General features: G+C 69.9%; 17 protein-coding genes. 4 read left to right on the top strand and 13 right to left on the bottom strand.

Annotation, left to right across the window (positions count from 1 at the left end; all coding sequences use genetic code 11):
• Positions 1-356 precede the first annotated feature (356 nt).
• The gene (locus tag NVV32_RS01165; RefSeq protein ID WP_422391082.1) at positions 357-3,155 is read left to right on the top strand and encodes a glycoside hydrolase family 3 protein; all 2,799 of its coding nucleotides are present in this window, start codon (positions 357-359) and stop codon (positions 3,153-3,155) included.
• Positions 3,156-3,241: 86 nt separating this feature from the next.
• On the opposite strand, the gene NVV32_RS01160 is transcribed toward NVV32_RS01165, so the two are convergent.
• The 3 genes from NVV32_RS01160 to NVV32_RS01150 form a co-directional block, all read right to left on the bottom strand.
• Complete coding sequence (locus NVV32_RS01160; protein ID WP_422391081.1) at positions 3,242-5,074, bottom strand: immune inhibitor A domain-containing protein; 1,833 nt, start codon at positions 5,072-5,074, stop codon at positions 3,242-3,244.
• Positions 5,075-5,303: 229 nt separating this feature from the next.
• Entirely contained in the window at positions 5,304-6,437 is a 1,134-nt protein-coding gene (locus tag NVV32_RS01155; protein WP_422391080.1) for an aminotransferase class V-fold PLP-dependent enzyme, read from the bottom strand.
• A 39-nt stretch (positions 6,438-6,476) separates the two neighbouring features.
• A complete protein-coding gene (locus NVV32_RS01150) occupies positions 6,477-7,697 on the bottom strand; it encodes a YsnF/AvaK domain-containing protein (protein ID WP_422391079.1) in 1,221 nt (406 codons plus the stop codon).
• Positions 7,698-8,020: 323 nt separating this feature from the next.
• Here NVV32_RS01150 and NVV32_RS01145 point away from each other — a divergent pair, with 323 nt between their 5' ends.
• Positions 8,021-8,272, top strand: a complete 252-nt coding sequence (locus NVV32_RS01145) for a hypothetical protein (RefSeq protein WP_422391078.1) — start codon at positions 8,021-8,023, stop codon at positions 8,270-8,272.
• A 14-nt stretch (positions 8,273-8,286) separates the two neighbouring features.
• Here NVV32_RS01145 and NVV32_RS01140 read toward each other — a convergent pair whose 3' ends face one another.
• Positions 8,287-9,261: an MsnO8 family LLM class oxidoreductase gene (locus tag NVV32_RS01140; protein WP_422391077.1), complete on the bottom strand. Its 975-nt coding sequence runs from the start codon at positions 9,259-9,261 to the stop codon at positions 8,287-8,289.
• A 202-nt stretch (positions 9,262-9,463) separates the two neighbouring features.
• Between NVV32_RS01140 and NVV32_RS01135 the strand changes: the two genes are divergently transcribed.
• Complete coding sequence (locus tag NVV32_RS01135) at positions 9,464-10,306, top strand: metal-dependent hydrolase (RefSeq protein WP_055765619.1); 843 nt, start codon at positions 9,464-9,466, stop codon at positions 10,304-10,306.
• 78 nt (positions 10,307-10,384) lie between these two features.
• A complete protein-coding gene (locus tag NVV32_RS01130) occupies positions 10,385-10,669 on the top strand; it encodes a hypothetical protein (protein ID WP_422391076.1) in 285 nt (94 codons plus the stop codon).
• 22 nt (positions 10,670-10,691) lie between these two features.
• Here the strand turns inward: NVV32_RS01130 and NVV32_RS01125 are convergent, their stop codons facing one another.
• From NVV32_RS01125 to NVV32_RS01085, 9 genes are all read right to left on the bottom strand, one after another.
• On the bottom strand, positions 10,692-11,387 hold the full coding sequence (locus NVV32_RS01125) for a DsbA family oxidoreductase (RefSeq protein WP_422391075.1): 696 nt from the start codon (positions 11,385-11,387) through the stop codon (positions 10,692-10,694).
• A gap of 63 nt (positions 11,388-11,450) precedes the next feature.
• A complete protein-coding gene (locus NVV32_RS01120) occupies positions 11,451-11,621 on the bottom strand; it encodes a hypothetical protein (protein WP_157365693.1) in 171 nt (56 codons plus the stop codon).
• A gap of 170 nt (positions 11,622-11,791) precedes the next feature.
• On the bottom strand, positions 11,792-12,673 hold the full coding sequence (locus NVV32_RS01115; protein ID WP_422391074.1) for a carbohydrate ABC transporter permease: 882 nt from the start codon (positions 12,671-12,673) through the stop codon (positions 11,792-11,794).
• Entirely contained in the window at positions 12,670-13,542 is an 873-nt protein-coding gene (locus tag NVV32_RS01110; protein WP_422391073.1) for a carbohydrate ABC transporter permease, read from the bottom strand. The genes NVV32_RS01115 and NVV32_RS01110 overlap by 4 nt, the downstream gene beginning before the upstream one ends.
• Positions 13,543-13,615: 73 nt before the next feature.
• Positions 13,616-14,932 (bottom strand): ABC transporter substrate-binding protein, encoded by a 1,317-nt coding sequence (locus tag NVV32_RS01105; RefSeq protein ID WP_422391072.1) that lies wholly within the window; start codon positions 14,930-14,932, stop codon positions 13,616-13,618.
• 374 nt (positions 14,933-15,306) lie between these two features.
• The gene (locus NVV32_RS01100) at positions 15,307-16,902 is read right to left on the bottom strand and encodes an alpha-amylase family glycosyl hydrolase (protein ID WP_422391071.1); all 1,596 of its coding nucleotides are present in this window, start codon (positions 16,900-16,902) and stop codon (positions 15,307-15,309) included.
• 220 nt (positions 16,903-17,122) lie between these two features.
• On the bottom strand, positions 17,123-17,863 hold the full coding sequence (locus tag NVV32_RS01095) for an ATP-binding cassette domain-containing protein (protein WP_235498615.1): 741 nt from the start codon (positions 17,861-17,863) through the stop codon (positions 17,123-17,125).
• A 4-nt stretch (positions 17,864-17,867) separates the two neighbouring features.
• Positions 17,868-18,824, bottom strand: a complete 957-nt coding sequence (locus NVV32_RS01090; protein ID WP_422391070.1) for a PfkB family carbohydrate kinase — start codon at positions 18,822-18,824, stop codon at positions 17,868-17,870.
• Positions 18,800-19,777, bottom strand: coding sequence for a sugar phosphate isomerase/epimerase family protein (locus NVV32_RS01085; RefSeq protein WP_422391069.1), 978 nt, complete (start codon positions 19,775-19,777; stop codon positions 18,800-18,802). The genes NVV32_RS01090 and NVV32_RS01085 overlap by 25 nt, the downstream gene beginning before the upstream one ends.
• Between the last annotated feature and the right edge of the window lie 5 nt (positions 19,778-19,782).

Genomic DNA, 19,782 nt, shown 5'->3' with positions numbered 1-19,782 from the left:
GGTAGAAGGAGCCGGGAGGCGTGTCCCCGACTCCTTCTGTGTCCGCGCGGCGGACCGCGGCGGAACCGGCGCGACGTCACCGGAAGGGCACTGCGCGAGGTGAGGTCGGTGGACCCCTGCAACCTGAACCGGTTCATCGGGTAGTGCTGCTCGCAGACTAGAGTGCCGGCGGCATATTTCGGGTAGAAGAGCGCCGTTTCCGAGAAGTCCCTGTGAACCAGAATCTAAGGAGACTTGGTTTTCTTTCTGCCCGCCGTGGTGCAGGGACACCCGTGGTGCATGGCGGCTCAGGAGCCTCCGCCCGTGGTGCGTTTCTCCGCCAGGTCCTCCCATCCGCACCACGCAAGAGGAACACCTTGATCACGAAGACACTCACGCGCCGCAACCGGACGGCCCTCGCCGTCACGTCCGGCGCCCTGGCCCTTGCCGTCACCGCCGGCGTCGGGCTCCCCGCCGTAGCCGCACCACCCGCAGACTCCCCCTCGCGGTCGGAGAACAACAACGGCGCCGGCCGCGGAGCCCAGCAGGACGCCCGCGAGAAGGCCCTGCGCAACGGGTCGGGCCGCAAGACCACCGTCGCACCGGTCGACGGAGCCTGGATGAACACCCGGCTCTCCTCGGACAGCCGGGCAGACCTCCTCCTCGCCCAGATGACGCTCGAGGAGAAGGTCTCGCGCCTGCACGGCGAGTTCAGTGGCGAGACCGCGTTCTACATCGCGCCGCTCGAGCGGCTCGGCATCCCCGCCCTGCTCCTGACCGACGCCGGAGCGGGCGTCCGCGTCACGAACCAGGACACCAATGACGGCAGAGCCACGGCCCTCCCTGCACCACTCGCACTCGGTGCGACCTGGGACACCTCACTGGCCGCCGAGTACGGGGACATCCTCGGCGCGGAGACGCGTGCATCCGGCCAGAACGGATTGCTCGGTCCTACCGGGGACCTCGTGCGCGACGCCCGCTGGGGGCGCGCCTTCGAGAGCCTGGGCGAGGATCCCCGCCTGACCTCGCGTCTCCTCGAGGCCCAGGTCAAGGCCGTCCAGGCGCACGACGTCGTCGCGACCGTCAAGCACCCTGCCGCCTACTCGCAGGAGGAGTCGCGTCTGGCCGGTGGCAACGTCGCCATCAGTGAGCGGGCCCTGCGCGAGGTGTACCTCGCGCCCATCGAAGCCGCCATCAAGGCCGGCGTCGGGTCCGCCATGTGCTCGTTCAACAAGGTCAACGACGTCTACGCCTGCGAGAGCTCCGAGGTCTTCGACATCCTCAAGGAGGACTACGGCTTCAAGGGCTTCATCCAGACGGACTACGGCGCAACCCACAGCACGGTCGACGCCGCCAACGCCGGGCTCGATGTCGAATTCCCGGCCGCCGTGTACTTCGGGCAACCGCTCATCGACGCCGTGAACCGGGGCGAGGTCAGCACTGCCACGATCGACGACAAGGTGCACCGTATCCTCCGCACCATGTTCGAGTTCGGCAGCTTCGACACCCCGGTCGCGGTCACGCCGATCGACGTCGCGGCCGGCAACGCCGTCGCACGCGAGGTGGCCGAGAGCTCCGCCGTCCTGCTGAAGAACGACGCCCCGGCCGGTTCGCCGTCGGCCGCCCTCCCGATCGACGCCGCCTCGATCTCCTCCCTGGCAGTCATCGGGGCGGACGCGGACGCCCTCGCCACCGGGGGCGGCAGCTCCGTGGTGAAGCCGACCAGCACCTCCACCCCCCTCGACGCGCTCACGGCCCGTGCCGGCGCCGGCGTCGAGGTCACCTACGCCGAGGGCACCGACGCAGTCGGACCGGCGCACTCGCTCAGCGGTGCGGCGGTCCCGTCCTCCGTCCTCGCGCCTGCAGGTCAGCCGATGGCGACCGGCATCACAGCCGAGTACTGGTTCAACGGCGCCGACACGGCGGGCACTCCGACGGTGACACGCGTCGAGGACCAGGTCGCCATGAGCGCCGGGTTCCTCGCCCTCGACGGGCTGTACGGCTCGTCGGTCCCGAAGATCCCGGGCTACCCGTTCGGCGGCCCGCTGACCGCACGCTGGTCCGGCACCATCACGGCTCCCGCCACCGGCGAATACACCCTCTCGCTGACCGGCTTCGGCAGCGCGCGGCTGTTCCTGGACGGCGAAGAGGTCATCGATGCCTCCGATCCCCACGCCGTCCGCACTGATTCCAGCCTCGCACTGCAGCTCGACGCGGGCGAAGCCCGCGACCTGCGCGTCGAGTACTCCAACAACGCGAGTGATCCCGACCAGGAATCCGCCGCCGACCTCGTCATGACCTGGGAGCACCCGGAGGACGTGGTGACCCCGGCGGTCGCGGAGGCCGTCGCTGCCGCCGAGGCATCGGACGTCGCCGTCGTCTTCGCCCGGGACTACGTGGGCGAGGGCCGCGACAAGAACACGCTGACGCTCGCCAACGAGCAGGATGCCCTGATCGACGCCGTCTCGGCCGCGAATCCGCGCACCGTCGTCGTCCTGACGACCGCCGGTTCGGTCACCATGCCGTGGCTCGACCGCGTGCCGTCGGTGCTCGAGGCCTGGTACGGCGGCCAGGAGCAGGGCGCGGCGATCGCGCGCGTCCTCTTCGGGGACGTCAACCCGTCCGGCAAGCTGCCGGTCACCTTCGCCACCGGAGACGCCGCGACTCCGACGGCCGCGCCGGCCCTCTTCCCGGGTATCGGCAGGACGGCCTCCTTCGCCGACGACGTGAACATCGGCTACCGCGGTTACCTCGCCGCAGGCATCACCCCGCAGTTCGCCTTCGGTCACGGCCTGAGCTACACCGACTTCGGGTACTCGAAGCTCAAGGTGAATTCCTCGGGCAAGCCCGTGAAGAACGGCGGCACGGCGAACGTCAAGGTCACCGTCGACGTCGCCAACACCGGCGCCCGCGCCGGCAGGGAGACCGTGCAGGTCTACGTCGGCTCGCTCCCGACGACGGCGGTCGCCACGCCGGCACGTCAGCTCGCCGGCTTCGCGAAGGTGGACGTTCCGGCCGGACGGACGTCTAAGGTCACGATCGATCTCGACCCGCGTGCGTTCTCCTCCTGGGATTCGGCGACCGACGCCTGGGTGACGCCGACCGGCAATGTCCCGGTCTACGTCGGCACGTCCTCCGCTGAGGCCACGCTGCAGGGTACCGCCAGCATCCGCTGACAGCGCGGCGCCACGTCCGCACACGGAAGGAGCCGGGACGCGTGTCCCGGCTCCTTCCGTGCGTGCGGGCGGGTGCCCGCGGCGGACTAGCGGACCTGCAGGGTCAGCATGCCTGTCGGGTTGGACTGCACGACCTCGATCTTCGTCCCCGTCCCGGCGACGACGACGGACCCCTGCGGGTTCGTGACGTCATAGTAAGCGTTCGGGTCGGTGTCGTCGAAGACGGCGACACCGGGCTGCGACGGAGCCGTGACCGTGCTCGAGCCCGCTGCGGTCTCGCGGTGCAGGCTCAGCGCGTCCGTGGCCTGCTTGCCGAAGGTGGCGTCGAAGCTCTGGATGCGGTTGCGGACCACGGTGCCGTCCGACCAGGTGAGCGCCTTGGGATGCGCATCGACCGGGAGTGCCAGGCCGGCCCCGGGGTGCTGGCGCGTGTTGTTGTTGCTCTGCGCGGTGTTCCAGTAGGTGATGCTCAGGCCGTCCTGGTACGCGTAGTGCTCCACGGTGTCGGGGGCGGTGACGCCCCAGCCGAAGTTGTACGGACCGGTGGCCAGCGTCGCGTCGTAGCCGGCGTAGATTCGGTTCTCGGCGATGTAGAAGCGGTCCTTGCCGGCGGCGTCCTTCGGCAGGTTCACGACGACGGCCTGCGGGGCCTTCGTGGCGTGGAAGGACGGCCCGATCTTGTGGGTCGACTTCACACCGGCCTTGGCCACGTCGTAGTCCAGCCAGCCGAGCTGCAGCTTCTCCCAGGCGCCCATGTGGTTCGGGGTGGTGCCGATGGAGCCGTCACCGTGGCCGAGCCAGGAGCCGGAGCTCATGAGGGTCCAGAAGCCCGTGCCGTTCTCGCCACCGCTCGTGTCGTACAGATCGGGAAGGCCGAGGTCGTGTCCGTACTCGTGCGCGAAGACGCCGAGGCCGCCGTTCTCGGGCTCGGTGGTGTAGTCGCGGATCCAGACGTCCGAATCACCGATCCTGATGCCACCGAAGGGGTTGGCTGCCGGGCCGGCCGTGCCGCGTCCCGCCTGGCCCACGGACCAGCGGTGGGACCAGATGGCCGACGACGCCGCCCCGGCCTCCTCGCCCTCGCCGGCGTGGATGGCCTGGAAGTGGTCGATGTAGCCGTCGGCCTCGTCGAAGTCGCCGTCCTTGTCGAAGTCGTAGCGGTCCCACTGGTCGAAGGTCGCGAGGTAGGCGTCGATCTCCGCCGGCGTCGTGCCGTCGGCGATCTGGGCGTCGTACCAGGCGTCCGCGGTGTCCTGCACGAAGCGCGTCATGTCGGCCTGGCTCTCGGTCTCGCCGTAGCTCGCCGAGGTGTAGGGGACGGTCACCCAGTCGCTGACGTCGCCGTCGACCGTGTAGCGGCCGCTCGACATCTCCTCGTAGACGCCCTTCAGCGATTCGCCCTCCTCGCTGAAGAACATGTCGAGGTAGTGCTCGCGGTCGAAGGTGCCGGACCAGTAGGTGGAGTTGTCCACCGCGCGGTCGGGCTCCTTGATGGCGCCGCTGACGGGGCCGGCGGTCGAGCCGGGGAAGCGGGGGTCCACCGTGTCGCCGAACTGGACGAGGAAGGAGAGGATCTGGTCGCTGTCCTGCAGTCCGTACTGCGCCCACTGGCCCGGGGCCACCTTGACCGCCCTGGACCCTCCGCGGTCCTCGACCTTCGCCGCACCGGAGATGACCTTCGCCACGCCCTGCTGGTTGCGGTCGCGGCGCTCCTCCGCCGCGGGGTCGGAACGGTCGTGGAGCTTCTCGGCGGCGCCGTCGACGGTGGGCGAGGAGGTGAAGGACGACGACGTCGCGGTCGGTGCGTCTGCTGTGGCACCGGCGGTGGCCTGCGCGCTCACCGGGGCGAGGACGACGGCGCTGGTCACGGCGAGCGCCATCGCGCACCGCAGCCTCCGGGTACGAGGAATGGAATTCAAGGGTTCTCCTTCATGAAATGTCCCAGCTGGTGTGTTGCATCTGCAGGCTGAGTACCTGGTGTGGCAGAACATGTTGCCTAGGTCACACGTTCTGCTGGGCACGCTAGCACCGCGCCAGGACACTTCGGAAGATCGTTGCCTACTGTGAACCATCGGCGTGTCCCCCTCTGGCGGAGGAGGGCGAGGCGACGTATACTGCCGCGCCGACCGGCTGGCGGAAGGCGCCCGCCTACCTGAAGGACGCGAGCACTCCGGCCGCCTCGCCGAACACCTCGGAGCGGGTGGTCGCGTGCACGGAGAGGCGGATCCGGTCCTCGCCGTGGACCGTCGTCGAGATGCCCGCGGCCGTGAGGGCGGCCTGCGCCTCGGCAGCGCGGCCGGGGACCTGCGCGACCACGATGCCCGCCCGCTCCGCACGGTCGCGCGGCGAGAGGACCGGCACGCCGGCGTCGTCCAGCTGCGCGATGAGCGCCTGCGCGTGCGTCGACACGATGCCCTCGATCGCGGGAACACCCACCGACTCGATCAGCTCGAGGGCTTCCGCGAAGGCGCCGCTCGCGTAGGGCGAGAGGTTCGAGATCGAGAACCGCCCGGCACCCGGCAGCGGCGGGTGCTCCTCGCCGTCGTACCGTCGCGACTCGGTGACGCCCGTCCAGCCGGTGAGCAGCGGTTCGATCCGCTCCACGCCCCGCTGCGACACGGCGATCCCGGCCACGCCCCAGGCGCCGCGGACCCATTTCTGGGCGCCGGCGATCAGGACGTCGGCGAGCGTCCAGGCGTTGTCCACGACGCCGAATCCCTGGATTCCGTCGACGACGAGGAGCCGATCAGGGCCGATCACGTCCCGGATGCCGGGGAGATCCGCGCGGTAGCCGGTCCGGAAGTCGACGGCGCTGACGCTCACCGCCACGGTGTCGTCGGTCAGTCCGCGCGCGACGACGTCCGGCGTCATCTGCGTCCCGGGTTCGCCGATGAGCTCGACGCGGGCCCGGCCGGCATCGCTGGTGCGCAGCCAGGGGTACATGTTGGACGGGAACTCGCCGGCGCCGACCAGCACCGTGCCGCCGGTCAGGCCGAAGGCCACCTGGAACAGCCCGAGCGACGTGCTGCCCGTCAGCCCCACCTGCTCGAGGGGGAAACCGGTGAGCCTCGCGAACGCGGACCGGGCCCGCAGGTCCTCACCGTGCAGCTGGTCCGCTGCGCGCGCGTCGCCGTCACCGGCGATCTGCAGCAGGTGCGCCACGCGGTCCGTGACCCGGCCCGACGGCGGACCGTAGCTGGCGAAGTTCAGGTACCCGGGCGCCTCGGAAAAGTCGGCCTGATAGTCGGCGAAGGCTGCGGCGTCGTTCCCGGTGTCTCCCATGCTGCCAACCCTACGGTCGCCCAGCGATCAGCGCCCCGGTCAGCGCCGCCTCTTCCCGCCCTTCATGAGCGGGTTCGCCCTCGATCCGGTGGTCGAAGGGCTCCCTGAACCCGTCCGGGTGCGGTCGCGGGCGGAGGACGTGCGGTCGCGGGTCGAGGAGGTGCGCCCTCGGCTGGTCGGCGCGTCGTCGACGTCGGCGGCATCGACGCCACCGGCGCTGCCCTCGACGCTGCCTGAGACAGTGCCTGAGACAGTGCCGGCGACAGTGCTGGCGATCCGCTCCTTGCGGACCTCCTCACGCACCGTCGCCCTGCCGTCCCCCTCGACCGTTCTCATCCGCACGCGTTCGAGGGCCACCGTCTCCTTGCCCACGACGGCGACTTCCTCCCGTGCCACGAGTTCCACGGACTGCTCCTGGAACGGTGCGTCGTCACCGTCGAGGTTGGATGCCGACGTGACGGGTTCCACCTCGATCCGCAACTCCTCGCGCTTCAGGGAAACGCTCACCATGGCCTCTTCGGTGACGACGTACTTCCGCAGGCGCACACGGGCAGCGTCGACCCGCTCGGTGCCCACACGGAGCCGCTCCTCGGACCGGACGACCCACGGGGTGCCGCCCTCGTCGTGGGTCTGCGCGGCGCCCCCGTCGGGTCTGCGTGTGCCGACCGCGTCCTCTGGGCCTGTTCCTGCAGCGCCGAGCGCGCGCGTGCGGCCGTCGTCGTGGGTCTGCGGGGCGCCCTCGTCGGGTCTGCGTGTGCCGACCGCGTCCTCTGGGCCTGTTCCTGCAGCGCCGAGCGCGCGCGTGCGGCCGTCGTCGAGCGGTCGCGTACCGCCGTCGTCGGGCATGCGCATTCCACCGTCGCCGGGAACAGCCGGGCCCTCCGGCTGCAGCGTCACCGCCACCGGGGTGGCTGGGGCCGACGACGTCGCGGGCGGCGCGACCCGATCCAGACCGTAGTGCCGGTACAGCTCGGCCTCCTCCTCGGGACCGAGGTGGCCGTCCCGATCGATCGACGGAGCATGCCTGATGAGATCGCGCGGGTAGGCGACCACGAGCTTCTGTCCCTGCACCGACGCCCCCTGCAGCGGCACGAAGGATTCCCGCGTGCCGAAGAGTCCCGTGTGCACGGTCACCCAGGTGGGTGTTTCGTCGGCATCGTCGAGATAGACGACACCGATCGGACCCAGCCTGTCGCCGTCACCCGACTGCACTGCGCTGCGGCGTCGGATCAACGGATCGAGGTCGGTCATCGAGAGCATGCGGAGTCCTGTCGTCGGGAGCGGCCATGGAAGCGGCGGCTGAACCTCAGGGTAGGGCCGCCCGGCCGGATATAGCAAGCATGCTTACTAATGGTCCGGGGAGACAGGCAGGGATGGGCGGCACTGACGGGGGGCACCGCCTGCCGCGTGTGATGCATCGTACGCCCGGCTTATTTTGAGTAAATCATAATAAGAACTAGCCTGGGAGTACGGCCGCAGCCAGGACGGCGCGGGTCCTCCCCGATGCACTCCCCGTGCTGTGCCGCGCCCCGAATCAGCCTGCCCGACACCCCGGGCGGCCCCACCGACGTGAGGACGCACCCATGACGATCATCGACCGCCCCCGCTACGCCCGCCACTCCGCCGCAACCACCCACCAGCCGGCAGCCGACACCCCGGACCTGCCGGGTGGCTCCTACGTCACCGCCACCACGCCGCGGCCCGGCACGGAGGGCACCTACGTCTCGACGGCAGCCCGAGCCACCGACCAGGCCCGTCCCCTGCAGCGGGGCACCTACGTGACGTCCGTCCTCCCGTCGGTACAGCGCGGGGGCACCTACACCTACGCGGGCTGAACCGGCCCGGCACTTCAGCGGAACAGGTCCGCCAGGAGTTGGTCCGAGTTTGCCTGGCCCTCGAGGTCGTAGGCCCCGCCACTGACCAGCAACTCGTCCGCCCCGGTACGCGCCTGCAGGTCGACGAGCGAACGCTCCACCTCGGGTGGTGTGCCATGGACGGCGGAGCGGAGTGACTCCTCGAGGTACCCGGACTCACGATCCGTCAGGCCCTCCCCCGTCTCGGCCCGAAGCGGCGGGAACGAGCCCTTCGTCCGCGAGGAGGCCAGGGCCCGCGCCTCCGGCAGCAGGAGCCGCCGCGCCGCCGCCGCGGTTTCGGCGACGGCCACGTTCAGGGACGCGAGGACGAACGGACGGTCCCACCAGCGGGAGGGCCGGAAGGACTCGCGGTACAGCTCCAGGGCACCACCGGCCTTCTTGGCGAGCGCGGGGCCACCCACGACGACGGCCAGACCGGCCCGCGCGGCGACCTCCACGCCGTGCCCGGTCGCGAGCACGAACACCGGTGTCCGCCCCGCGTCCGCGGGCCTGGCGGTGACCGGTGCCGAACCGTCGAGGAAGGCGAGCAGATCGTCGACGTCCTCGCCGAACCGGGCGGACTCGTCCTTGCCCGTCCGCAGCGCCGACCGCACGGCCTGCGTGAATCCGAGCGATCGCCCGATCCCCAGGTCGAAGCGGCCCCCGAACAGCGCACCCAGCGTGGCAGCCTGCTCGGCGACGACCAGCGGTTGGTGATTGGGCAGCATGATGCCGCCGCTCCCCACACGGATCGTCGATGTCCTCGATGCCACTGCTGCGGCGAGCACGGCGGGCGCCGATCCAGCGATCCCCGGTACGCCGTGGTGCTCCGCCACCCAGAACCGCCGGTAGCCCAGCTCCTCGGCGCGTTGCGCACGCGCGATCACGTGGTGCAGGCTCTCCGCCTCGGGCGAGCCCTGGCGTGACTGCGCTCGGTCGAGGATGGACACGGCAGCGAAGGGGAGGGGCATACCGGTGGGAACCACGGGCGTCCCGGCCCCATTCCGTGCGTGGCGCGTCGCGTCACGCCGTCCGTCGGCAGCGGGCCGGTGCATCCGGGAGGTGCACCCCGGGAGACCGCTGCGGATAATGACCGTGCCACCGGGCAGGATGGGAGATCGCCGCCGGCCGCCATCCCGCGCCGGCGTGGTCTCTGCCGAAAGGACTCCCGCCATGATGGGCGCCCACCATGCTGCCTGCGGCGCTGCCGCCTGGGTCGCTGCCACCACCCGGATCGAGGTCCACCCGGCCCTGCTCGTCCCGGCCCTCCCCGACTCGGTGACCCTCGGCCTCGGGCTGCTGGATGTCAGCCCGGTCGGCGTGGTCACCGGAGCGCTCGTCACGGCGGGCGCGGCCCTCCTGCCGGACGCCGACCACCACAGCGCCACGATCGCCCACTCACTCCCGCCGCTGTCCAACCTCTTCTGCGCCGGCGTCGGCATGATCTCGGGCGGCCACCGCCGCGGCACCCATTCGCTGCTCGGTGTGGCAGCCTTCGTCGCCGTCGCCTTCCTCGCCGGCCTCTGGACGGTGGAGACCGCCCGGTTCGGTACCGTCTACCCGGGCGCCGGGCTGCTCACTGTCCTGCTCGTCTCCTTCGCGGCGAAGGCACTGAAGATCATCCCGGACGGCATGCGGAGATCACCCTGGGCCGTCGGGCTGACGGCCGGGGCCTTCGTCACGGCGTTCGCCCCGGAGGAGCAGTTCTGGTTCCCGCTATCCGTGGGCATCGGGGTCGTGGTGCACATCCTCGGCGACATGCTGACGACCGGCGGCTGCAATCCGGTCTACCCCCTGCGGCTGCGGAGACCACGACGCCTCACCGGCGTTCCAGTGATCGCGCAGGTGTGGCGGCCGAACGGCAACATCGCCGTGCCCCTGCTCGGCAACGCGGGTTCGATCCGCGAGTGGTGCCTGCTGGTTCCGGTCTCGCTCTACGCCGTCGGCGGCATCGGGTGGGCCGTGACGCGGATCGGCGACGGCGGCGTGATCACCCGCGCGTCGGGCCTCGGCTGACCGCTGCCGGGCGTTCGAAAACAGCTGGAAACACGACCGGGATACCGTCGGGTCCGAGCAGAGAGCGCAAGGAGGACCATGGAGCGCAACGGATTGTTCTTCGACCCCCTGCAGGGCGAGGGCCGACGGCCGGAGGAGAACCTGCCGGAGCAGGACGACGACGGACGGGAGCCACCCGCCGCACCGCGACGCCGCCCGTTGGACCCGGACGAGGTGCAGGTCCAGCGGCGGCGCGAGATGGACCGCGTGCAGGAGGAACTGAGGAAGATGGCCAGTGGGATACCCGTCATCATCTCGCCGTCCCGCCGTGATCGCGCCGGGGCCCGATCCGGTCAGGCGTCCGACGAGGGCCGATCGATGTGATGTGGCGGGCGGCGCCGGCTGTTCAGCACCCGTCGGGGCCGCAGGCCGGTCCGTCGGCCGACGGCGTCAGCGACACCAGCGGATGCGCCTCCTGCCAGGCTTGATCCAGGGCCTGCCGGAACAGCTCGGTGGGCTGGGCTCCGGAAATACCGTACTTCCGGTCGATGACGAAGAACGGGACGCCCTGGACGCCGATGGTGCGCGCTTCCTCGATGTCGCGGCGGACGTCCTCGGCGAATCGGTCCCCGGCGACGGTGGACCGGATCTCGTCCTCCGCCAGCCCGATCCCCGCGCCGAGCGGGACCAGGACATCGACGTCGGACGTGTCGAGGCCCTGTTCGAAGTGCGCGGACATGACGGCCTCCTTGGCGGCATCGCCCAGGCCGTGGGCTTTGGCGAGATGCAGGAATCGGTGGGCGGTGAAGCTGTTCCCCACCACGATCCGGTCGAAGTCGAAGGCGAGGCCTTCGCCCTCCGCCTGCTGGGCGAGGTGCTGCCACATCTGCCGGACCTGGTCCGGATCGATCCCCTTGCGCTCCGCGAGGTACTGCTGCTCCGTGCCGTCGTAGTGGTCGGGGAGGTCCGGATCGAGCTGGTAGCTCTTCCATGTCACTTCCACGCCGTCCCTGTGCGGGAAGTCGGCGAGGGCCTTCTCGAAACGGCGCTTGCCCACGAAGCACCACGGACACTTGACGTCGGACCAGATCTCGATCTTCATACCGGGGACAACCGCGACGGGCTCGGGCCCTATTCCCCGGGGGTCGGGGCCCGAGCGCCGGTGCTACCGCCGGTTGAGGAGGTTGCGGAGGATTCCGCCCGCCTTGCCGGACGGCACCGGTGTTCCGCGCCGTCCGCCCGACACGCCTCCGGCGGGACGGCCCGACGTCGTGCCGGTGCCGGACCGGCCGAGGTAGCGGCTCGCTGCATTCTTGACCATAGTGCTGATACCCATCGGATCTCCTTCGGTCGTGCGCCTCACACCCGAAATCATCAGGTGGCTTAGCAGTTTACCCGTCCCGCACCGAAGGGGCCAGCAACCGCCGGCGTGGATCGCCGACGTGTATCCCCCGAATGACGGGGCAGAAACGGCCGCCGCCGCCAGCACGTGCCGAACCGGTCCGCCTAGCCCTTCACGGAGCCGTCACTCAGCCCGGCGACGAGGTACTTCTGGGCGATGAAGGAGATGGCGATCACCGGAAGGGTCAGGAGCATGGCTGCCGCGCCTGCCTGCTGGAGCATGGGGAGGGTCTGGCCCAGCTGGGTGGTGATGAAGACCGGCACCGTCTTGGAGGCAGTGTCGGTGAGCACCAGCGCCGTGAGGTACTCCTGGAAGGCGAAGAGGAAGACGAAGACACCGGCGGTGAGGATGCCCGGTCGAATCAGCGGGATCATGATGCGGCGCAGCGTACCCCACCGGGTGCAGCCGTCGATCATCGCCGCCTCGTCCAGTTCCTTGGGGATCTCGGCGAAGAAATTGCGGAGCAGCCAGATGCTGAAGGGCTGGTTGATGGCCACGAGCGCTGCGGCCAGCGCGAAATTGGTGTCGTAGATCCCGAGCGCCCGGCTGATGTCGTACATGGGCAGCACCACGGCGAAGCGCGGCAGGGACCTGAAGACCAGGGCGAGGAGCAGCAGGATCGCCGAGACGTACCCGGGGAAGCGGGAGAGCGCGTAGGCGGCGGGGATACCCAGCACCAGGGCGACGACCGTGGAGATGACCGCCACCACGGCAGTGTTGACCAGGTATTCCGCGAAGTACGTGGTCTCCCACAGGTTCTTGAATGCCTCGAGGGTGGGCGTGTAGCCGCTGAGTACCGGCGGGTTCGCGAAGGCGACGTCGGTGGGCTTGGTGACCGACAGCGCCGTCCAGATGAAGGGCGCCAGCATGACGACGGCCAGCAGGATCAGCAGGATGGCGGCGGTCGGGTTCGTCCGTCGGCGGCGGCGCTTCGGGGCCGGCCCCACGACCTTCGTGGCCGGTGCGGTGGCGGTACTGGGGATCATGCTTTGGCCTTCGCTTCCTTGAGGAGGTCCCGGATGAAGGGGAAGAGGCAGATCAGGATGAGGAGGATCGAGAGCACGTTGACCGCACTGCCGAGTCCCAGCTGCTGCGAGCCGTCCCGGAACGCATTGTCGAAGACATAGAACATGATGGATTCGTTGCCGATCGCATCCGCCTGGGGCGAGAGCGGGATCAGGCTGTCGAAGGTGCGGAGCACGTCCATGATGGTGATCAGGCAGACGAAGCCGATGATGCCGCGCATGGTCGGGATGATCACCCAGAGGTGCATCTTCAGCGCATTGGCGCCGTCGATCCTGGCCGCCTCGCGCAGCTCCTTCGGCACGCCCTGGAGGCCGGCAAGGATCATGAGCACCGAGAACGGCAGCAGGTGCCAGACGGTGTGCGCGATGATCATGACGCGGTTGGGCCAGGTGTCGGTGAACCACAGGAGTTCCTGCCCGGTCAGCCGCTCGATCACGAGGTTCAGCACCCCGCCGAAGTTCGAGTTGAAGAGCCAGGAGAAGCTCACCGCCCCGACGACGCCGGGAAGCACATAGGCCACGAGCATGGAACCGAGGATGTAGGGGCGGAGCTTCCCCAGACCGTTGACACCGATGGCCACGAGGTACCCGACGACCACGATGAGCGCCGTGACGATGGCGGTGAGCAGCAGGGTGAAGAAGACGGCGCGGCCGAACCGGGGGTCGCCGAGGGCCTGCGCGTAGTTGGACAGCCCGATGAAGGTTCCCGCCTGCCCGTAGTTGACCTCCTGGAAGCTCCACTGGACGGTGCGGATCAGGGGGAGGACGAGCAGGCCCACCATGACGAGCAGGCTGGGGCCGATGAAGCTGGCGAATTCACGACGACGCACAAGGTACTCCTGGCTTCGGAAGAGACAAGGAACGAGGGAGTGAGCGCCGGTGGGGCGCTCACTCCCGGAGGCGTCAGCTTCCCGAGACGGTCTCCTCGGCGAGGCGCTGCATCTCCTGCATGCCGTCCTCGACCTCGGTCTGGCCGAGGAGCACCTCGACGAGGACCGGGCGGATCGCGTTGGTCACGGGCGCGCTGAACGGGTCGTTCGGGGCGGGCATCGTGGCCGCGATCGTCTCGTTGGCGGCGACCGCGTACGCGGAGCTCTCGTCGGTGACGATCCCCTCACGCGCCGGGTAGGCGGCGGGCACGGACGCGTTCGAGGCGTCCTCCCCCACGGAGGAGGCGATCATCTGGAAGAGCATGTCCTTGTCGAGCTGCGTGTTCTCGGGGATCGCCCACCCGTCCACCGACAGGCGGCTGAACAGGTACGGGGCATCGGCGGCGAGCGACGGCGGAGCGGCGAATCCGAACTTGTCGAAGTTGGGCGAGTTCGATTCCAGCGTGAGGTCGTTCATGCGCCCCGAGAACATGATGGCCATGGCCGCATTCCCGTTGAACATCTGCTGCTGGACCGACGGCTGGTCGAAGGTTGTGACCTCCGGGTCCATGTACGGCAGGAGCGACTTCAGGCCTTCGAGCGCCTCGCGCGAGCCGTCCGAGGTGAACTGCGGCTCCCCCGCGTCGAGGAAGTCCGTGCCCGTCGAGTTCATGGCGGCCTGGTAGATCGTGGAGATGTCCGCGGTGGCGCTCATGGGGAGGGCGATCGGGTACTCGATGTCGCCCTGCTCGCGGATGGCCTCGGCCGCCGCGATCATGTCCTCGAAGCTCTCGGGGGCGGTGAGGTCCAGCTCGTCGAAGATGTCCTGGCGGTAGGCCATGACGTACATCTGCGCCTGCATCGGCAGTGCGTACAGCTTGCCGTCGTAGGACAGCGCGGAGCGCATGCCCTCGTTCAGGGCGTCCAGTTCGTACTTCTCCCCGTACTCGGCCACGAAGTCGTCCAGCGGGACGATGCTGCCGGCGGAGGCGATCTCGGGGACGGCGAAGCCGTAGGTCTCGAGGATGTCGTAGCTGCCGGTATCGCTGGAGAGCGTCGCCGTGGTCTTGGTGACCTGTCCGCTGAAGTCGATCGGGTCGTGCTTGAGCGTCACGTTCTCGCGTGTGCAGCTCTTGACCATGGTGTTCGTGAACGGATCGATCGCCGACGAGTTGTAGGCGAGCACGTTCACGGTGGTCTCGCCCTCGGGCATCGTGTAGTCGCACTCGACGGCGGTCGCGTCCTCGGCCCCGGTCCGCGAACCGGCACCACAGGCGGTGAGGGACGTGAGGCTGGCGGCGATGACCATCGCGGTGATGCCGGTACGGATCTGTGTGCGGTTTCGCATCATGGGTCCTCTTCTGGTGTCGGGAGGGGAAGCGCATCGTGCATCCCGTGGGGTCGCGGAAGTGGCCCGGGCAACGGCAGGCCGTTGTGCCAGGACGTGATCTGTCCGCGCTGCGTACACTCGCCGTGGGCGGGTCACCAGGTGAACCCGAAGTGGCCATGGAGCCATGGCCTGGCGCGGTGGATCCCCGGTCCCGTCCCCAACATCAGTCGCTCCCCAACGGTTGCGACACCTGCGGTTCCGAACGGATCTCCACCTGATTCAGAGTGTAGGCGGCAGCACCGACGCCCGAACAGCGTTTGCCCCACCCTCACTCCTGCTGTAGGGGGGACCCGAGGACTCCGGTCCCGGACACGTCGGTGGATGACGCCGGCGTGTCAGGGCGCGCGCACCAGCCAGGCGCCGGCGTCAGGAGGGAGCAGCCCATCGCCGGTCAGGGGCGCCGTGGCGAGGAGGAGGTCACCGGCGGGCAGCCGGGCGGGCTGGTCCCCCATCGCCATGACTGCGAGGAACCGGCCCCCTCGCGCGCACACCAGCAGGCCGCCGTCCTCCACCCGGAAGCCGGCCTCCCGCGCGGGGACCAGCGTCCCGTCGGCGACCAGGGAGGTCCGCAGTGCGAGCGCCGTCGTCACGAAGGTCAGCATCGAGTCCCGGTCCTTCCATTGGTCCTCGATCGAGTACCTCCCCCAGAACGACGGCGTGGGCAGCCAGGGTGCGTCCGTCCCCGCCGGCGAGAAGCCGAAGGACCCCTCCTCCGCCGTCGTCCAGGGCAGCGGGATGCGGGCGCCGTCGCGGGAGATGCCGCCGCGCAGCCACATCGGGTCGACGCGGTCCCCGACGGGCACGTCGACCTCCGGCAGGCCCAGTTCCTGTCCCTGGTAGAGGTACGCTCCGCCGGGCAGGGCGAGCACGGTGAGCAGGGCCGCCCGCGCCCGGGCCTGCCCCCTCGCCCCGCCGCCGTAGCGGGTCACGGCCCGGACCACGTCGTGGTTCTCCACGGACCACGCCGGAGCCGCGCCGTGGGCGGCGTGTGCCGCGGTGAGCGCGCCGGCGGCCGAGGCCCAGGTGGCGGCATCCCAGGGCACCTTGACGAAGGGGTAGGCGAACGCCTGGTGCATCTCGTCCGGCCGGACGAGCCGAGCCGCCCGGTCGGCGTCGAGGTTCACCTCGCCCACTAGGACCCGCGCGGGCGAGTATCCGTCCGCGATCACACGCCACCGCCGGTAGACCCCGTGCAGCTCCTCCTGGTCCGTGAGGTGCGGATTGAAGCGCAGGCCCCGCGCGACGGCGGCCGGGTCCTCGGCGTGCGGCAGGCCCTCGCTCTTGAAGAGCCCGTGCGCGACGTCCACCCGTAAGCCGTCCACCCCGCGGTCGAACCAGAAGCGGATGACGTCCTCGAAGAAGTCGCCGACGGCCGGGTTCCGCCAGTTCCAGTCCGGCTGGGCGGAGGAGAAGATGTGCAGGTACCACTGCTGGTCGGTGTCCGAGCCGGGGTGCGCACGCGTCCAGGACCGGTCGCCGAAGGAGGAGATCCAGTTGTTCGGCGGGGTGTCGCCGTCGGGCCCGTCCGCGAAGTGGAAGAGGTCCCGTTCGGGTGAGCCGGGTCCGGCGGCGAGGGCGGCCTGGAACAGCGGGTGCTCGGACGAGCAGTGGTTCGGGGCGATGTCCATGAGGACGCGCAGGCCCAGGCCGTGGGCGGCGTCGAGCACGTCGTCGAAGTCCGCCAGGGTCCCGAACAGGGGGTCCACGCCGCAGTAGTCGCTCACGTCGTACCCCTGGTCGACGTGCGGCGACGGCTGGAAGGGGGTGATCCAGAGGCCGTCGACGCCGAGGTCCGCGATGTACGGCAGGCGGGCGGTGAGGCCGGGGAGATCGCCGACCCCGTCGCCGTCGTGGTCGGCGAAGGAGCGCGGATAGACCTGGTAGACGACGGCGTCCCGCCACCACTCCGCCTGCGGGTCGGTCCCCGTCATGGGGCGCCGTCCGAGGATGCGGGCACGGGTCGACGCGGATTTCGGCACATGATGCGAGCCTACGATGCCCTCGGCCCCGGCGCACCGCGGCCATCGCCTGGCAGTGCCACGGCAGCACCTCCCCCGGACGGCACCGCCTCGCCGGTGCCACCCGTCCCGCCACGGCGGGAGGGGCCGGCCCGCCCCGTCCGGGGGAGGGCCGCGCCCTTCCCACCCGGTGTCAGGACGCGGCGATGTCCGCACCGGTCAGCAGCGTGACGAGCTCACGGCCCGTGGTCTCCGAGGCCCTCCGCTTGGCGATGGCCCGCCCCTGCCGCATGACCCAGATGACATCGGCGAGTCCCATGACCTCCTCGAAGTTGTGGCTGATGAGGATCACCGTGATGCCCTGCTCGCGCAGCGAGGCGATGAGGCGGTGCACCTCGGCACTCTCGTTCGGTCCGAGGGCCGCGGTGGGCTCGTCGAAGATGACCGTCCTGGCGCCCCAGGCGACCGCCCGGCAGATTGCGACGGCCTGGCGCTGGCCGCCGGACATGCCGCCCACCTCCTGCGTGAGCGAGAGGGTGGTGTTGCCGATGCGCGCGAGCATCTCCTTGGCACCGGCCTTCATCTTCCGCTGGTTGAGGAGCCGGAAGGGCCACACCCCGGTCCGGATCTCGCGCGACAGGTAGAGGTTCTGCATCACGTTGAGCGTGTCGATCACCGCGAGGTCCTGGTAGACCGTCTCGATGCCGAGGTCCCGGGACGCCTGCGGTGAGGAGATCGAGGCTGGTTCGCCGTTGACCAGGATCTGTCCCGTGGTGGGCTCGTGGATACCGGAGAGGCACTTGATGAGCGTGCTCTTCCCGGCGCCGTTGTCACCGATGATGGCGGTGACCTGGCCTGCCGGCACCTGCATGGAGACCCCGCGGAGGGCGTGCACACCGCCGAAGTACTTCTCGACGTCGATCAGTTCAATCATGTTTTCAGCCATGGGAGGGTTCCGGCTCTTTCAGGGAAGGGATGGAGGGGGCTTCCTGGGTGTCGTCCAGGGCCAGCCGGTCCGTGGACGCGAGGTAGGAGGTCTGCTTGCCGCAGACGATCCGCCCGGCCCGGTCGGCGAAGACCAGAGCGTCGTGGAAGGAGTGTCCGGCGGCGAGCGCCGCGACGAAGCCCCCGAGGAAGGAGTCACCGGCACCGATGGTGTTGACCACCCGTGCCGAGACGCCGCGGATGCGGCCCCGGGTGCCGGCGTCGTCGACGTAGGCCGCACCGTGTGCGCCGAGCGTGATGACGGCAGCCCGTGCCCCGGCCGCGCGCAGCGCTGCAAGGAGTGCGGGCGGATCCTGCTCCTCCGGGAGATCGAGGACCAGCCGTGCCTCGTCGGCGTTCAGCACGACGACGTCCGCGAGGGCGAGGAGCGTACGGGCGCCCTCCTGGACCGGTGAGGCGTTGAGGATCACCGAGGCGCCGGCTGCACGGAAGGACCGTGCGGCGTGCAGGACCGTCGGCAGCGGCACCTCGAGGTTCAGCACCGCGAGGTGCGGCGCTGCGTTGCCGTCCAGGTAGGCGTCGATGTCCTCGCGTGAGAATCCGTCGTTCGCGCCGGGTACCACCACGGTGTCGTACTCGCCCGCCGCGCTCACCCGGACGTGGCCCACTCCGGTGCCTCGGGCGTCGTCGACCACGATGCCCTCGGTTCCCACCCGGGCCGCCCCGAGTGTCCGCCCGACGAAGACGCCGAAGTCGTCGTCACCGATCCTGCCGATCAGGTCCACGGGCAGGAGCGAGGCGATGGTCATGGCCGTGTTGAGGCTCTTCCCACCCGCGGACATCTGGAAACCACGCCCCCCGGAGTACCGGGCGGCCTCCGGGGCGTCGTCGACATAGGCGATCAGGTCCACGTTGATGGACCCCGCTACGCAGATACGGCGGTGTTCCATTTCTCCCCCATGACTGTCCCCCACAGGATCGGCGTCGATTCCAGGGCATGGCCCGTCGGCAGGTCGGGGTGGTCCCTGACGAGGCTGCGGGCCATGTCGATGATGGCACCCATGCGCGAGATATTCATCCCGCACTCCTCGACGGGGTTCTCCCGGACCGGGTCCGTGTCGAAGTAGTAGGTGCCGGCATAGCCCTCGCGCACGAGGTAGTAGGCCAGTTCGATGGTCTCCGAGAGGTGGATGCTCCCGACCATGAGGCCGTCGTCCGCGACACCGTGGGAGTCGTTGAGCTGCAGCCCGAACAGCTTGCCGGACTGCAGGCACATCGCCGCGGACTGCGCCGGGTTCTCGCGGGCCATGAGCAGGTGGCCGAAGTCGAGCGTCACGCCGACGTTGTCCCGGCCGCAGTCGTTCACCAGGTTCATGACGGCGCCCGTGGTGTTGAGGATGGTCCGGCCCCGCGGGTCGGCCGGCTTGTACTCGATGGAGACGCGGATGGCCGGATCGTGATCGGCCACGGACCGGAGGCTCTCGACCATCCAGGCCCAGGACTTCGTGTAGTCCATCTGCAGCGGGTACTCGTAGCCGTCGTGGGCGGGCCAGAGGAGGACGTGGTCGGCCCCGAAATCGGCGCACAGGTCCATGGCCTCCGTGACCATCCGGACGGCCTCGGCGCGGATCTCCGGATCCGCGTTGGTGAACGCACCGTCGGCGAAGCGCGGCGAGGGCCAGCGGAGCTGGATCGCCGGGACGTCGAGGCCGGCCCGGGCGACGGCGGCCTTGATTTCCTCGACCGAGTCCCGCCTGAAGTGTTCGGGGTAGTTCAGTTCGAGTGAGGTCAGGCCGGGAACGGTGCCGGCCGTCGCGATGAGGTCAAGGACCGGTTCGTCGCCGGTGGGCAGCTTCTTGCCCTTGCCGAGCGCGAAGGAGTTCAGGCGGGTGGAGTACTTCACGGGGT

This window comes from Arthrobacter sp. N1 (genome assembly GCF_048288285.1).
Classification (GTDB): Bacteria; Actinomycetota; Actinomycetes; order Actinomycetales; family Micrococcaceae; genus Arthrobacter_D.
The sequence above is the reverse complement of the archived record's forward strand: the minus strand, read 5'-3'. Positions and strand labels throughout refer to the sequence as shown.